This window comes from Delftia sp. PE138, assembly GCF_018320755.1.
Lineage (GTDB): Bacteria > Pseudomonadota > Gammaproteobacteria > Burkholderiales > Burkholderiaceae_C > Comamonas > Comamonas tsuruhatensis.
Genome location: NZ_JABEPN010000002.1, coordinates 455325 through 468941 on the forward strand (window position 1 = coordinate 455325; position 13617 = coordinate 468941).

Here is a 13617-nt window from a genome sequence, read left to right on the forward strand (position 1 = left end):
AAGGGGAAAGGGAGCCGCGCGCGCCGCGCGGGCTCAGCCGCCGATGTAGCTCATCTCTATGCGCCTGCGCTGCGTGTCCGTGCTGGACGGCAGGCTGGCGCGCAGTTCGGAATAGCGGTCGGTGCGCTGCTGCCAGATGGGGGCCAGCGCGGCTGCCACTTCCTCGTCGCTGGCGCCGCTGCGCAGCAGGCTGCGCAGGTCCCAGCCTTCGGAGGCGAACAGGCACAGGTACAGCCGGCCCTCGGTGGACAGGCGCGCACGGTTGCAGTCGCCGCAAAAGGCGTGGGTGACGCTGCTGATCACGCCGACCTCGCCCAGCGAGGGATCGTGCAGGCCCTGCGCATCGGCATATCCCCAGCGCACGGCGGTCTCGCCCAGGCTGCTGGCCTGCAGCGGCACCAGGGGCAGCTCGGCGCGCAGCCGGGCGATGACTTCGTCGGAGGGCAGGACCTCGTTCATGCGCCAGCCGTTGGTCGCGCCCACGTCCATGTATTCGATGAAGCGCAAGGTCACGCCGGTACCCTGGAAGTGGCGCGCCATAGGCAGGATCTGGTCCTCGTTGGTGCCGCGCTTGACCACCATGTTGACCTTGATGTTGCCCAGGCCTGCCGCCTGGGCCGCCTCGATGCCGGCCAGCACGTCGGAGACCGGAAAGTCCACGTCGTTCATGCTGCGGAACACCGCGTCGTCCAGCCCGTCCAGGCTGACGGTGACGCGGTTCAGGCCGGCTGCCTTGAGCGCCCGGGCCTTGCGCGCCAGCAGCGAGCCGTTGGTGGTCAGCGTCAGGTCCAGCGGATGGCCGTCGGGCGTGCGCAGGGCAGACAGCTGCTCCACCAGCGTTTCCACGTTCTTGCGCAGCAGCGGCTCGCCGCCGGTCAGGCGGATCTTGCGCACGCCATGCTGCACGAACAGGCGGGCCGTGCGCGTGATCTCCTCGAAGCTCAGCAGCGAGCCGTGCGGCAGGTAGCGGTAGTTCTTGTCGAAGACTTCCTTGGGCATGCAGTAGCTGCAGCGGAAGTTGCAGCGGTCGGTGATGCTGATGCGCAGGTCGCGCAGCGGCCGGCCAAGCCTGTCACGCAGATCGCCGGTGGGCGCCTGCAGCAGTCTTGGCACGGTGGCCGGGCGAGTCGGGGCGCGCTCGTCGACCAGGGGGATCACTCGTTCTGCCATGCCCGCGATTTTGCCCGAATGCCTATGTCCAGGCTCTGCGCAAGCCTGCAGATCTTGATCTGCGTCTAGACGCAGCGCGCTCCATCCACCTCGATGCAGGTGCCGCTGATGAAGGCCGCCTCGTCGCTGGCCAGATACAGCGCGGCATTGGCCACGTCCAGCGCCGTGGAAAAGCGGCCCAGCGGAATCGTCGCCCGAAAGCGCGCGCGGCGCTCCTCGTCCACGGGGCCGCCGGCAAACTCGGCGGCCAGGCCGGTGTCGGGGTTGAAGACGGGGTTGATGCAGTTGACGCGGATGTTCTCCGGGCCCAGTTCCGCGGCCATGGACTTGCTGGTCACGATGACGGCGCCCTTGGAGCCGTTGTACCAGGTCAGCCCCGGGCGCGGGCGCAGGCCTGCCGTGGAGGCGATGTTGATGAAGCTGCCGCCGCCGGGGCGGCCATCGGCCATCGGCGGATTGGCGCGCATGGCCGGCACGCCGTGGATGGCCGAGAGATAAATGCTCTTGACGTTGATGGCATAGACCCGGTCGAACTCGGCCTCGCTGACTTCGAGCATGGGACGGTTGCGGTGCGTCCAGCCCGCGTTGTTGACGAAGACATCGAGCCGGCCGTGGGCCTGCAGCGTGGCGGCCACCAGGGCCTTGACCTGTTCGCCCTGCGTCATGTCCGCCTGCACATAGAGCGCGCGGCCGCCCACGGCGTTGATGGCCTGTGCCACGCGCGTGCCGGCCTCGCGGTCGATGTCGTTGACGACGATGTGCGCGCCTTCGGCGGCCAGCCGCATGGCGATGCCGGCTCCTATGCCGCTGCCGGCGCCTGTGACGATGATGGATTTGTCCTGGACACGCATCGGGCTTTGCTCCTCGGTCGGGGGTCAGGCCCCCTGGGTTTCGGTGGTGGCTGTGGTCGCCGGGGTCGGGGTCACGCCGCCTGTGCCGGGCTGCCAGCCCACGAACTGCGGGTAGTAGCGCGCCACGCCGGGGCCATTGAAGTCCCAGCCCAGGCACTGGCCCAGGTGGCGTGGCGGCTGGCTGGGGTCGGCATCGCCAAAGACGCCGGGCACGGACTGGAAGGCTGCCGTGGCCATGTTGAACAGCAGCTCGCGCAGATGCGTGCAGCTGGCCACGCCGCCCAGGTTCTCGTTGATGGCCTTGCGCCATCCGCGCGCCATGCTGCAGCCGACCATTTTCTGCAGGGCCCGCGTGGCCTCGGGGCAGTGGCCCAGCGGATGGGAGTCCATGACGACCTCGATGGCCTGCACCGCCAGGCGGGCATCGACCGTGGTGCGTATCCACATGTGGTGTATGGCCGTGCCGGCCGGCATGTGGCGGCCGCCGCTCAGTTCGATGTCATGGGTCTTGCTGTCGCGCAGCTCGCCTTCGATGTCCCAGAGGCCATCGGCGCGGGCGTAGCTGCGGTAGCGCACGTCGCGTTCATGCTGGGGCGTGCGGTCGGGAACGGGAGACAAGGGCATGGGGAATTCTTCTTTCTGTCGCGTGCGGCCGGCTGGCGCCGGGCACCTTGCGATTTTCCGTCATGCGCCAGGATCAGCCATGCCGTATGGCGACGGTCTTCAGCGTGGTGAAGCCATAGAGCGCCTCGAAGCCCTTTTCGCGGCCATGGCCGCTGGACTTGACGCCGCCGAAGGGCAGCTCCACGCCGCCACCCGCCCCGTAGTTGTTGACGAAGACCTGGCCGCAGCGCAGGCGCCGCGCCAGGCGCAGCTGGCGCGCGCCGTCACGGGTCCACAGGCCGGCCACCAGGCCGTAGGCCGTGCCGTTGGCCAGTTGCACGGCATGGTCCTCGTCATGGAAGGGCATGGCGCAGAGCACGGGGCCGAAGATCTCTTCCTGCGCCAGCCGGTGCTCGGGTGGCACGTCGCGCAGCAGGGTGGGCGCCTGGTAGAAGCCGCTGTCGGGCGCATGCTCCACGATCTGGCCCTGCGCCACCACGGCAATGCCTGCCACCTGGGCGTCGGACAGGAAATCCCAGACACGCTGCTGCTGGCTGGCGCGGATCAGCGGACCCAGGTCCAGGTCCATGGCGGCCGGACCCACGCGCAGCGCCTCGAAGGCCTGGCCCAGGCGTTCGAGCAGCGGCTCGTAGATCAGCGAGTCGATCAGCACGCGCGAGCCTGCCGAGCAGGTCTGGCCGGCGTTCTGCACGATGGCGTTGACGATGGCCGGCACGGCGGCGTCCAGGTCCGCGTCCGCGAACACGATCTGCGGACTCTTGCCGCCCAGCTCCAGCGTGACGGGGCAGTGCCGTTCGGCCGCAGCCTGCTGGATCAGCGTGCCCACGCCGGGGCTGCCCGTGAAGCTCAGGTGGTCCACTCCTGGATGGCGCGCCAGGGCCTCGCCCACCTCGTGCCCCAGGCCGGTGACCACGTTGAAGGCGCCTGCCGGAAAGCCGACCTCGGTGGCCAGCCGCGCCACGCGCAGCACGGACAGGCAGGCGTCTTCCGAGGGCTTGACCACGCAGGTATTGCCCGCGGCCAGCGCCGCGCCCACGCTGCGGCCCAGGATTTGCATGGGGTAGTTCCAGGGGACGATATGGCCGGTCACTCCGTGGGGCTCGCGCCAGGTCAGGGCGCTGTAGCCTTGCTGATAGGGCAGGGTCTCGCCGTGCAGCTTGTCGCAGGCGCCTGCATAGAACTCGAAGTAGCGCGCCAGCGCCAGCGCATCGGCGCGGGCCTGGCGCGTGGGCTTGCCGCAGTCGCGCTGCTCGATGGCCGTGAGTTCATCGGCATGCTGCAGCACGCTGCCCGACAGGCGCATCAGCAGGCGCCCGCGTTCGGCGGCCGAGAGCTTGCTCCAGACGCTGTCCTGGCATTCGCGCGCAGAGCGCACGGCCAGGTCGATGTCCTGGGGCGAGCCGCGTTGGAGCTCGTCGAAAGCCTGCCCGTCCGACGGGTCCAGCACGGGGATCGTGCGTCCCGATTCCGTAGGCACGGACGCATTGCCGATGTGGTGGTATTGCATGGAGCCCGATTGTGGGGCGCCCGGGACGCTTGTCCAGTCCCGGGCGTTGCAGCGCGCCTGCCTACTGCGCAGGCCAGCCCGCGTCGCGCAGGCCTTGGCGGTCCAGCACCTCCATCTTGCCGCGCCGCAACTGCAGGCAGCCGGCCAGTTGCAGCTCCTGCAGGATCTGGTTGGTGGTCTGGCGTGACAGGCCCAGCATGCGCGCCAGCTGCTCCTGGGATACATCCAGCTCGCGCCGCCAACGCTGGCGGCCCTGGCCGTCGGGCTGCCACTGGTCAAAGCCTTCGGCCATGCGCACCAGGCGCCGCGCCAGGCGCTGGGGGGCCGGCAGCAGCGTGTGCTCTTCCAGCGCCACCAGGCACACGCGCAGCTTGTCCGTCAGCAGTAACGCTAGCGCTTGCCAGTGTCCGGGGTGGGCGGCCAGCCACTCCATCAGCGGTGCCTGGGGCACGTGAAGCACGATGCAGGCCGTGGCGGCCTGGGCATCGTGCGTGCGTTGTGCGCCATCGAACAGGGCAATCTCTCCCAGCCACATCGGCGGCTCCACCAGGGCCAGCAGCGCCGTGCGGGCCTGCTCGCCGCAGGCGGCCGTGCCCGAGATGCTGAGGGCGCCACGCGCCACCGCGTACAGGCCACAGGGCGGGTCGCCCCGGCGAAACAGCCAGTCGCCTGCGGCCAGCGTGCGGGGCTGGGCCAGTGCCTTGAGCTGCGCGGCCAGCTCTGGCGGCAGGGCGTGGAACCAGCGGCCTGCCTCGACGGTGGCCCAGAGATCGGCCATGCCCGGCGGACCGGCCACTGCGCGGCGCCGTACGCCGCGCGTGGCGGCGGCAGTTGCCGTGGCTGCCGGAGCTGCCGGTGCGGGTAAGCCCGAGGTGTGCGATGAGGCTTGTGTCGGATCCATGACAGACGCCAATCCTTGATGACACCACCATGGTTGCGCAACATCCACTGCCGGTGCAGCCTATGAAAACCCTCATCGACCAACTGTCCCAGTACGCGGACTATCACCGTGATCCACGCAACATCCTCACGCACTTCTTTGGCGTGCCGCTGATCATGTGGGCCGTGGTGATCCTGCTGGCACGTCTGCAATGGGCGATGCCATTGGGCGACGGCCTGCCTGCCCTGCCGCTGAGCCTGGCCTTGCTGGCGGCGCTGGCGGCAGGCATCTACTACTGTTTGCTGGACCTGCGCTACGGCATTGCCATGGCTGTGGTGCTTGCCCTGATGCTGGCCTTGGCACAGCCCATCGCCATGCTGCCGTTGGGGGCTTGGCTGGGATGGGGGCTGGGCATCTTTGCCGTGGGCTGGGTGATCCAGTTCGTGGGCCACTACTACGAGGGCCGCAAGCCAGCCTTCCTGGACGACATCCTGGGCCTGGTCATCGGACCCCTGTTCGTGCTGGCCGAGCTGGGCTTTGCACTGGGCCTGCGCCGCGAAGTGCAGCATGCGGTGGAGCAGCGCAGCGGCCCCGTGCGCCGGCGCGCGGGCGGGGCACACGCCTGAGACCGGGCGCTGCAAGCTTGGCGCAGGCTTGCGCCCTTAGCATGGCGGGCGTTCCTGCGGAGCCATCCGTGGGGGCGTGTGCCTGCGCCTAAAATCACGCTGCTATCCCCTGCGGGGGCTCTTTCGTTTCAACTCTGCTTATCCATCATGTCTTTCGACAAAGTCACACCGGGCAAGAACGCTCCTGAATCCTTCAACGTCGTGATCGAGATCTCGGCCAACTCCGATCCCATCAAGTACGAAGTGGACAAGGAAAGCGGCGCCGTCTTCGTGGACCGCTTCATGGGCACGGCCATGCACTACCCGGCCAACTACGGCTATGTGCCCCAGACGCTGTCCGGCGACGGCGATCCGGTGGACGTGCTGGTGATGACGCCCTTCCCGCTGCCCCCGGGCGTGGTCGTGGCCTGCCGCCCCATCGGCATCCTGCTCATGGAAGACGAGTCCGGCGTGGATGGCAAGGTCCTGGCCGTGCCCACGCAAAAGCTGCTGCCCGCCTACGACAAGATCAACACGCTGGAAGACATCCACGAGATCACCCTCAAGCAGATCCAGCATTTCTTCGAGCACTACAAGGACCTGGAAAAGGGCAAGTGGGTCAAGGTTCTGGGCTGGAAGGGCGTGGACGAGGCCAAGAAGGAAGTCGTGGACGGCATCGCCAACTACAAGGGCTGATCCCTTTCACTCCCGTCGAGGGAGTCTCAACTGCGCTGAGGTAAATGCCCGCTTCGCAGTTGATACAATTTGAAACGCACCCGGTGCCTAGGCGCCGGGTGCGTTTTTTGTTTTGTCATGGATCAGGGTTTGGACAGATCAATCAGGCGCTGATGGGGACATCGGCCCGGGAGCGAGCAAATGAAGGTGGCAGATTGGCGCATGGGCACGAAGCTGGGCATGGGATTCCTCATCATGGTCCTGTTCTCGGCGGTTCTGGGGGCGGTAGCCTGGTTGCAACTGGCGCAGATGCACCGCAACGCATTGCATTTGTCGGATGTGGCCCTGCCCAGCATGTTCCATGCGGGCGCCATGCGATCCGAATACAACCGCCTGCGCCGCCACGAGGCCGGCATTGCCTCCGCGCGCAGCCTGGCCGAGGTCGATGGCTTTGCCAAGCAGGTGCAGGACCGGCTGCAGACCATTGGCGAGCATGAGACGGCCCTGCGTTCGCTGATCGACCAGCAGGCCTTGCGCGCGGCCTTCGACGACTACCTCGGCTTCAAGCAACAGTTCCTGGCCATGCATGCGCGATTGCTGGAGCGTGCGCGCGCCGGCAACTATTCCACCACCGAGGAGCAGGCCTTCATGGCCGACGAGATGGGGTTGATGTTCGCCGGCGAGTCCGAGGCGCAGTTCGGCAAGCTGGCCGAAAGCGCCGGCCGCCTGCTGACCCTGCAGCGCGAGGCGGGCGAGCAGGCGCGGCAGCAGGCGCAGGCAGGCTTTGACCTGGCCCGCATCTGGGTGCTGGGCACGCTGGCCGCGGTGGTGGCGATTGCGGCCCTGGTGGGCTGGGCCATCACGCGTGCTGTCACCGGCCCGGTGGCCCAGGCCGTGGCCGTGGCGCGCAATGTGGCGGCCGGCCATCTGGAAAAGCCGGTCACCAGCCGGCGCCGGGATGAAATGGGCCAGCTCATCAACGCACAGGAGGACATGCGCCGCAAGCTCGCCGAGCTGGTGGGCGATGTGCGCGGCAATGCGCACGGCGTGGCGCTGGCCGCTGGCGAGATCGCCCAGGGCAATGCGGACCTGTCGGCGCGCACCGAAAGCCAGGCCAGTGCTCTGGAAGAAACCGCGGCCTCCATGGAGCAGCTGGGCGCCACCGTGCGCCAGAACGCGGACAACGCGCGCCAGGCCAACCAGATGGCTGCCTCCGCCTCGGGCATTGCCGCGCGTGGCGGCGAGGTTGTGGCCCAGGTGGTGGACACCATGAAGGGCATCAACGACAGCAGCCGCCAGATCGCCGACATCATCGGCGTGATCGACGGCATTGCCTTCCAGACCAATATCCTGGCGCTGAACGCCGCCGTGGAGGCGGCCCGCGCTGGCGAGCAGGGCCGGGGCTTTGCCGTGGTGGCCGGCGAGGTGCGCACGCTGGCCCAGCGCAGTGCCGAGGCGGCCAAGGAGATCAAGGCCTTGATCCAGGCCAGCGAGCAGCGTGTGGAGCAGGGCACGCAGCTGGTGGACAAGGCCGGCGAGACCATGTCCGAAATCGTCGCCGCCATCCGGCGCGTGACCGACATCATGGGCGAGATCAGCGCCGCCAGCAGCGAGCAGAGCGCGGGCGTGGCCCAGGTGGGCGATGCCATTACGCAAATGGACCAGGCCACCCAGCAGAACGCCGCCCTGGTCGAGCAAAGTGCGGCCGCTGCCCAGTCGCTGCAGCAGCAGGCGCGGGCCATGGTGGCATCGGTATCGGTGTTTCGCACGGCGCCGGAAGACTCGACAGCGGTCCCCGAGGTGGCTGAGACCGCCAAGGCGGCCGTGGCGGTGCCGCGCGCAACGGCGGCCGCCCCTTTGGCATCACCGCCGGTCCTGGCGCCCATCGCAGCCCGGCCAGCGAAACATGCCACGCCAGCCCAGGTCAGCAGGACCGCAACCGCCGACGACGAGGAGTGGGCCGCGTTCTGAGGCCTTGCCCGCAGCTGCGCCCCATCCTCTGGCGGCCCCATGCCCTGCATGGGGCCGCTTTCTTTTTGCGTGCTGCGTTGAGCTTGCTCACGCCGGGTGGCAGGAGGCTGTGGCGCAAATCCTCCAGTGAAGGTTTCTGCCTACTGCAAGTACCTGAACTTGTCCTGAACAATGCTTGGATACTGGCAGAATGTAAATAGATGTAGTCCTATTCTTACAGATTGAGGAACGGCCGCTCCTGGCCTCGTTCGCTCGGAACGAAGGGATATCCCATGATTACCTTGTTCTCATGGCCGCCTGGCCTGGCGGCCATCGGCCATCCAGCAGACCGCGCTCCCGCGGGGTCCCGTCCTCCCCCTCTCCAAGCCTTGCCTGCCAGCTGCCATCGGCCGGTGCGGCTGGCCTGTTTCTGCAAGGTTCGCGCCGGGCCTGGCTGATAGCCTGCCCATGGCGCGAGACAGAGCAAGACGCAACAAGATGACGGGACCTCTACAAGAGAGATGAATGTGAAAAACCTCAAGATTTCAACGCGCATGCTGGGCACCTTCGGCCTGCTGGTGCTGCTGCTGCTGGCCGTGGTGGCCGCGGCCCTGGTGCAACTGCGCTCCATGCGCACCAGCATGGAAGTCATCACCGGCAATGCCATGCCCAGCGTGGAAGTGATCAACCAGATAGGCACCGATGTCGTGCGTACCCGTTTGCTGGAGGTGCGCCACGTCAACAATGATGATGTCGCCTACAAGACCGATTCGGAAAAGCAGCTGGAGCAACTGCAGCGCCGCCTGGCCGAGCGCAAGAAGGCCTACGAGCCGCTGCTGTCCTCCGACGAAGAGCGAAGGCTCTACGCCCAACTGCTCCAGGAACGCGAGCGCTACCAGCAACTGAGCCAGCAGGTGCTGGCGCTGTCACGCCAGGGCGAAAAGGAAAAGGCCCAGGCGGTGCTGGGCGGCGAGTCGCTGAAGCTCTACAACGATTCGTCGAACACGCTGGACCTGCTGGTCAAGCTCAACAGCGATGCGGCCGTGCAGGAAAGCCGCAACGCCGAGGCCGTGTACGGGCGCTCGGTCGTCGTCCTCAGCGTGGCGGCGCTGGCCGCCGTGCTGCTGGCCGTGCTGGCCGGGCTGTGGCTGACGCGCTCCATCCGCACGCCGCTGGCCCATGCGGTCGATGCCGCAGACCGCGTGGCCAATGGCGATCTGGGCGGGACCATTCACATCGACCGCCATGACGAAACCGGCCTGCTGCTGGGCGCGCTGCAGCGCATGCAATCGAGCCTGGTGCAGACCGTGCGCAGCGTGCGCCAGAACGCCGAAGGCGTGGCCTCGGCCAGTGCGCAGATTGCCTCGGGCAATGCCGACCTGTCCAGCCGCACGGAAGAGCAGGCCAGTGCCCTGGAGCAGACGGCAGCCTCCATGGAGGAGCTGGGCTCCACCGTGCGCCAGAACGCCGACAACGCACGCCAGGCCAATCAGCTGGCGCTCAATGCATCCAGCGTTGCGCGCCGTGGCGGCGACGTGGTGGCCGAGGCCGTGGAAACCATGAAGGGCATCAACGACAGCAGCCGGCGCATCGGCGACATCATCGGCGTGATCGACGGCATTGCCTTTCAGACCAACATCCTCGCGCTCAATGCCGCGGTGGAGGCTGCGCGTGCCGGTGAGCAGGGCCGGGGCTTTGCCGTGGTCGCGGGCGAGGTGCGCTCGCTGGCGCAGCGCAGCGCCGAGGCGGCCAAGGAAATCAAGGCGCTGATCACGGCCAGCGTGGAGCGTGTGGAGCAGGGCTCGCAACTGGTGGACCGCGCAGGCACGACCATGACCGAAGTGGTGGCTGCCATCGGCCAGGTCACCGACATCATGGGCGAGATCAGCGCGGCCAGTACCGAGCAGAGTTCCGGCGTCGCCCAGGTCAGCGAAGCCGTCACGCAAATGGACCAGACCACGCAGCAAAACGCTGCCCTGGTCGAGGAAAGCGCGGCCGCCGCTGCCTCGCTGCGCAAGCAGGCGCAGGACCTGGTCGAGGCCGTGGCCGTGTTCCAGCTGCCGCGCGGTGCCATGGACAGCCATGCGCATGTGCCCAACAGGATGGTGGCGCAGGCCGGCGCCGCGCCACGCGCCGCAGCGCAGCCTGTCCGGCCGAACCCGCCGGCCAGCCCCGCACGGCCTGCGGCCTTGGGGGGCGGCGGTGCTGCAGCGGGTGGCGAGACACTGGCCCGCCGGCTTGAACGCGATGCCACGCCTCCCATCCAGCCACGCCCTGGGCCCGCAGCAACAGGCAAGCCGGCTCCGCGCCAGCCCGGTCAGGGCGATGACGACTGGGAAACCTTCTGAGCCTCAGTCCTGGCGCAGCGGGCTGTGCGCCTGCAGCTCCTGCAGGTAGCCGGCCATGCCTTCGCCTTCGCGGTCCAGAAAGCGCGAGATGGCGTCGGCGAAGGACGGGTGGGCAATCCAGTGGGCGCTGGGCGTCACCACGGGCAGCAGCGCCCGCGCCATCTTGTGCTCGCCCTGGGCGCCTCCCTCGAAGTGCGCAATCCCGCGTTCTATGCACCAGGCGATAGGCTGGTAGTAGCAGGCCTCGAAATGCAGGCAGTCCACGCGCTCCAGCGCGCCCCAGTAGCGGCCGTAGGCCGTGCCCTGCGGGATCTGCGGCGTGTCGCGGTCGCAGCTGCCGGCCGAAAGCCGTGCGGCTGCCGCATCGAGTGCGATCAGGCTGCAGGCCATGGGTTGGCCGTCGCGCTCGGCGACGAACATCAGCCAGTTCTCGGGCATCTGGTGCGCCATGGCCTCGAAGAAGGCCGGCTGGAGGTACGGGGCGTTGCCGTGTTCCAGATAGGTGCGTTCGTGGCAGCGATAGAAGAAGGCCCAGTCCTGGGCGCTCATGTCGGGGCCGTGCACTGCTCGAAAGCGCACGCCGGCCTCGTGCACCTTGCGCCGTTCCTGGCGAATCTTCTTGCGCTTTTCCTGGTTCAGCGTGGACAGAAAGTGGTCGAAGTCCCGGTGGCCCGCGCCCCCGGCGTTCTGGTTGCTCCAGTGGAACTGCACGGTGCTGCGCTGCATCCAGCCGTCGGCGTCGCAGGCTGCCAGATCCTCGGCATCGCTGAACAGCAAATGCAGGGAAGACAGCTGCTGCGCCTGGGCCCATTCGCGCACGGCGCGCACCAGGGCCGCACGCAGCAGCGGCGTGCGTGCCAGCAGCCGGCTGCCCGGCACAGGCGTGAAAGGCACGGCGAGCACGCCCTTGGGGTAGTAATCCAGCCCATGCTGGGCGTAGGCGCGCGCCCAGGCAAAGTCGAACACGTACTCGCCATAGGAATGCGCCTTGGCGTAGACCGGGCAGGCGGCGACCAGCTCGCCGCCCTGCCAGAGCGTGACCACGCGGGCGGCCCAGCCGGTTTGCGGCACGGCGCTGCCGCTGGATTCCAGCGCGCTCAGGTACTCGTGGCGCATGAAGGGGGTGGGCGCAGCCTGCGATGCCAGCAGAGCATTCCAGGCCTGGGCATCGAGCTGCTGCACGCTGTCCAGCACGCGGGTGATAATTGCGGTTTCAGCCATGCCATTCCTTGCAGGCCCGTGTGACGCGCGCTGCCGCCTTGCGCTGTGGGGTGGCCTTGTCGGCCCTGTTGGCTCCATTGCATTCCATGACGCTCTCCATCTGCACTGCCCAGCTCAACTTTGTCGTGGGCGATCTGCCCGGCAATGTCCAGAAAATCATTGCCGCAGCCCGTGAAGCTTATGCCACGGGAGCGCGCTTGCTGCTGACTCCCGAGCTTGCCCTGTGCGGCTATGCGGCCGAAGATCTCTATCTGCGTCCCGCCTTTCTGGACGCCTGCGATCAGGCCGTGCAGCAGCTGGCGCTGGAGACCGCGCAATGGCCGGGCCTGGCGCTGGTGCTGGGCCATCCCTGGCGCGACCCCGGCGCTGGTGGCGCGTTGCGCAATGCAGCCAGCGTGCTGCGCGACGGGCGCGTGGAATGCAGCTACGCCAAGCAATGCCTGCCCAACTACGGCGTGTTCGACGAGCAGCGCTACTTTGTGGCCGGCCAGTCGCCTTGCGTGGTCGAGGTCCAGGCAGTTCGCGTGGGCTTGCTGATCTGCGAGGACGCCTGGCATCCCGGGCCGGCAAGCGCGGCTGCCGCGGCGGGTGCGCAATTGCTGGCCGTGATCAATGCTTCGCCCTTTCATGAGGGCAAGCAGGCCGAACGTGAAGCCACGCTGGCTGCACGTGCGCGTGAGACCGGCCTGCCCCTGGTCTACGCACATCTGGTCGGTGGCCAGGATGAAATTGTCTTCGATGGCAGCTCTTTTGCCGTGCACGCCGACGGCAGCATTGCCGCACGCGCGGCGGCCTTTGCCGAGGCGCTGCCGTTGGTGGAAGTGCGTGCCGGCGCGCAGGAATTGACGCTGGCCGCCGATGTGCAGCCACCGGTGGAGCACCTGCCGGCGCTGTGGTCCGCCCTGGTGCTGGCCGTGCGCGACTACGTGGGCAAGAACCGTTTCCCCGGCGCGCTGCTGGGCCTGTCGGGCGGGATCGACTCTGCCCTGGTGCTGGCGATTGCGGTCGATGCGCTGGGCGCGGACAAGGTGCACACGGTGATGATGCCTTCGCCCTATACGGCGGACATCAGCTGGATCGATGCGCGCGACATGGCCGAGCGTGTGGGCGTGCGCTATGACGAAATCTCCATCGCGCCCCAGTTCGAGGCCTTCAAGGCTGCCCTGGCCCCGGCCTTCGCGGGCCGCGCCGAGGACACGACCGAAGAGAACCTGCAGGCCCGCATCCGCGGCACCTTGCTGATGGGCCTGTCCAACAAATTCGGCTCCGTGGTGCTGACCACCGGCAACAAGAGCGAGATGTCCACCGGCTACTGCACGCTCTATGGCGACATGGCCGGCGGCTTTGCCGTGATCAAGGACGTGCTCAAGACCGAGGTTTTTGCGCTGGCGCGCTGGCGCAATGCCAACGATCCGTTCGGCACGGGGCTGGACCCCATTCCGGATCGCATCATCACGCGCCCGCCCAGCGCCGAACTGCGCCCGGACCAGAAAGACCAGGACAGCCTGCCCGCTTATGAGGTGCTCGACGCCATCGTGCGCCGATACATGGAAAATAACGAAAGCATCGCCTCCATCGTGGCCGACGGATATGCCGGCGCCGATGTGGAGCGAGTGACGCGCCTCATCCAGATCAACGAATACAAACGCCGCCAGGCGCCCGTGGGGCCGCGGCTGACGCGCCGCAGCTTCGGCAAGGACTGGCGCTACCCGATCACCAACCGCTTTCGCGCTTGAAGCACCTGAGGCGGCGGGGTTTCCTGGCCAGCCGTCTTGCCCCGTATTGC

General features: G+C 67.8%; 11 protein-coding genes. 5 read left to right on the forward strand and 6 right to left on the reverse strand.

The genetic code is table 11. The features are described from left to right. Window positions 1–33: 33 nt before the first annotated feature. From moaA to HFGMBDPB_RS11060, 5 genes are all read right to left on the reverse strand, one after another. A complete protein-coding gene (moaA, locus tag HFGMBDPB_RS11040) occupies window positions 34–1170 on the reverse strand; it encodes a GTP 3',8-cyclase MoaA (RefSeq protein WP_016447431.1) in 1137 nt (378 codons plus the stop codon). 65 nt (window positions 1171–1235) lie between these two features. Next, a complete protein-coding gene (locus HFGMBDPB_RS11045; protein WP_016447430.1) occupies window positions 1236–2021 on the reverse strand; it encodes an SDR family oxidoreductase in 786 nt (261 codons plus the stop codon). Window positions 2022–2045: 24 nt separating this feature from the next. Next, the gene (locus tag HFGMBDPB_RS11050; RefSeq protein WP_126312147.1) at window positions 2046–2645 is read right to left on the reverse strand and encodes a DUF2889 domain-containing protein; all 600 of its coding nucleotides are present in this window, start codon (window positions 2643–2645) and stop codon (window positions 2046–2048) included. Between the two features lie 73 nt (window positions 2646–2718). Then, window positions 2719–4152: an aldehyde dehydrogenase family protein gene (locus HFGMBDPB_RS11055; protein WP_016447428.1), complete on the reverse strand. Its 1434-nt coding sequence runs from the start codon at window positions 4150–4152 to the stop codon at window positions 2719–2721. Between the two features lie 61 nt (window positions 4153–4213). Next, the gene (locus HFGMBDPB_RS11060) at window positions 4214–5053 is read right to left on the reverse strand and encodes a Crp/Fnr family transcriptional regulator (RefSeq protein WP_016447427.1); all 840 of its coding nucleotides are present in this window, start codon (window positions 5051–5053) and stop codon (window positions 4214–4216) included. Between the two features lie 62 nt (window positions 5054–5115). Here HFGMBDPB_RS11060 and HFGMBDPB_RS11065 point away from each other — a divergent pair, with 62 nt between their 5' ends. From HFGMBDPB_RS11065 to HFGMBDPB_RS11080, 4 genes are all read left to right on the forward strand, one after another. Continuing rightward, window positions 5116–5658, forward strand: a complete 543-nt coding sequence (locus HFGMBDPB_RS11065; RefSeq protein WP_016451358.1) for an Mpo1 family 2-hydroxy fatty acid dioxygenase — start codon at window positions 5116–5118, stop codon at window positions 5656–5658. 147 nt (window positions 5659–5805) lie between these two features. Beyond that, complete coding sequence (gene ppa, locus HFGMBDPB_RS11070; protein WP_013801496.1) at window positions 5806–6333, forward strand: inorganic diphosphatase; 528 nt, start codon at window positions 5806–5808, stop codon at window positions 6331–6333. 180 nt (window positions 6334–6513) lie between these two features. Continuing rightward, complete coding sequence (locus tag HFGMBDPB_RS11075; RefSeq protein ID WP_126312146.1) at window positions 6514–8283, forward strand: methyl-accepting chemotaxis protein; 1770 nt, start codon at window positions 6514–6516, stop codon at window positions 8281–8283. Window positions 8284–8783: 500 nt separating this feature from the next. After that, window positions 8784–10610, forward strand: a complete 1827-nt coding sequence (locus HFGMBDPB_RS11080; protein ID WP_016451361.1) for a methyl-accepting chemotaxis protein — start codon at window positions 8784–8786, stop codon at window positions 10608–10610. A gap of 3 nt (window positions 10611–10613) precedes the next feature. Here HFGMBDPB_RS11080 and HFGMBDPB_RS11085 read toward each other — a convergent pair whose 3' ends face one another. Continuing rightward, a complete protein-coding gene (locus HFGMBDPB_RS11085) occupies window positions 10614–11831 on the reverse strand; it encodes a GNAT family N-acetyltransferase (protein WP_016447423.1) in 1218 nt (405 codons plus the stop codon). Window positions 11832–11917: 86 nt separating this feature from the next. On the opposite strand from HFGMBDPB_RS11085, the gene HFGMBDPB_RS11090 reads away from it, so the two are divergent. Further along, the gene (locus tag HFGMBDPB_RS11090; protein ID WP_016451363.1) at window positions 11918–13567 is read left to right on the forward strand and encodes an NAD+ synthase; all 1650 of its coding nucleotides are present in this window, start codon (window positions 11918–11920) and stop codon (window positions 13565–13567) included. The last annotated feature ends 50 nt before the right edge of the window (window positions 13568–13617 follow it).

Coding starts and splice junctions, on each gene's coding strand:
- moaA (WP_016447431.1), bottom strand. CDS start 1,170: ATGGCAGAACGAGTGATCCCCCTGGTCGACGAGCGCGCCCCGACTCGC.
- HFGMBDPB_RS11045 (WP_016447430.1), bottom strand. CDS start 2,021: ATGCGTGTCCAGGACAAATCCATCATCGTCACAGGCGCCGGCAGCGGC.
- HFGMBDPB_RS11050 (WP_126312147.1), bottom strand. CDS start 2,645: ATGCCCTTGTCTCCCGTTCCCGACCGCACGCCCCAGCATGAACGCGAC.
- HFGMBDPB_RS11055 (WP_016447428.1), bottom strand. CDS start 4,152: ATGCAATACCACCACATCGGCAATGCGTCCGTGCCTACGGAATCGGGA.
- HFGMBDPB_RS11060 (WP_016447427.1), bottom strand. CDS start 5,053: ATGGATCCGACACAAGCCTCATCGCACACCTCGGGCTTACCCGCACCG.
- HFGMBDPB_RS11065 (WP_016451358.1), top strand. CDS start 5,116: ATGAAAACCCTCATCGACCAACTGTCCCAGTACGCGGACTATCACCGT.
- ppa (WP_013801496.1), top strand. CDS start 5,806: ATGTCTTTCGACAAAGTCACACCGGGCAAGAACGCTCCTGAATCCTTC.
- HFGMBDPB_RS11075 (WP_126312146.1), top strand. CDS start 6,514: ATGAAGGTGGCAGATTGGCGCATGGGCACGAAGCTGGGCATGGGATTC.
- HFGMBDPB_RS11080 (WP_016451361.1), top strand. CDS start 8,784: ATGAATGTGAAAAACCTCAAGATTTCAACGCGCATGCTGGGCACCTTC.
- HFGMBDPB_RS11085 (WP_016447423.1), bottom strand. CDS start 11,831: ATGGCTGAAACCGCAATTATCACCCGCGTGCTGGACAGCGTGCAGCAG.
- HFGMBDPB_RS11090 (WP_016451363.1), top strand. CDS start 11,918: ATGACGCTCTCCATCTGCACTGCCCAGCTCAACTTTGTCGTGGGCGAT.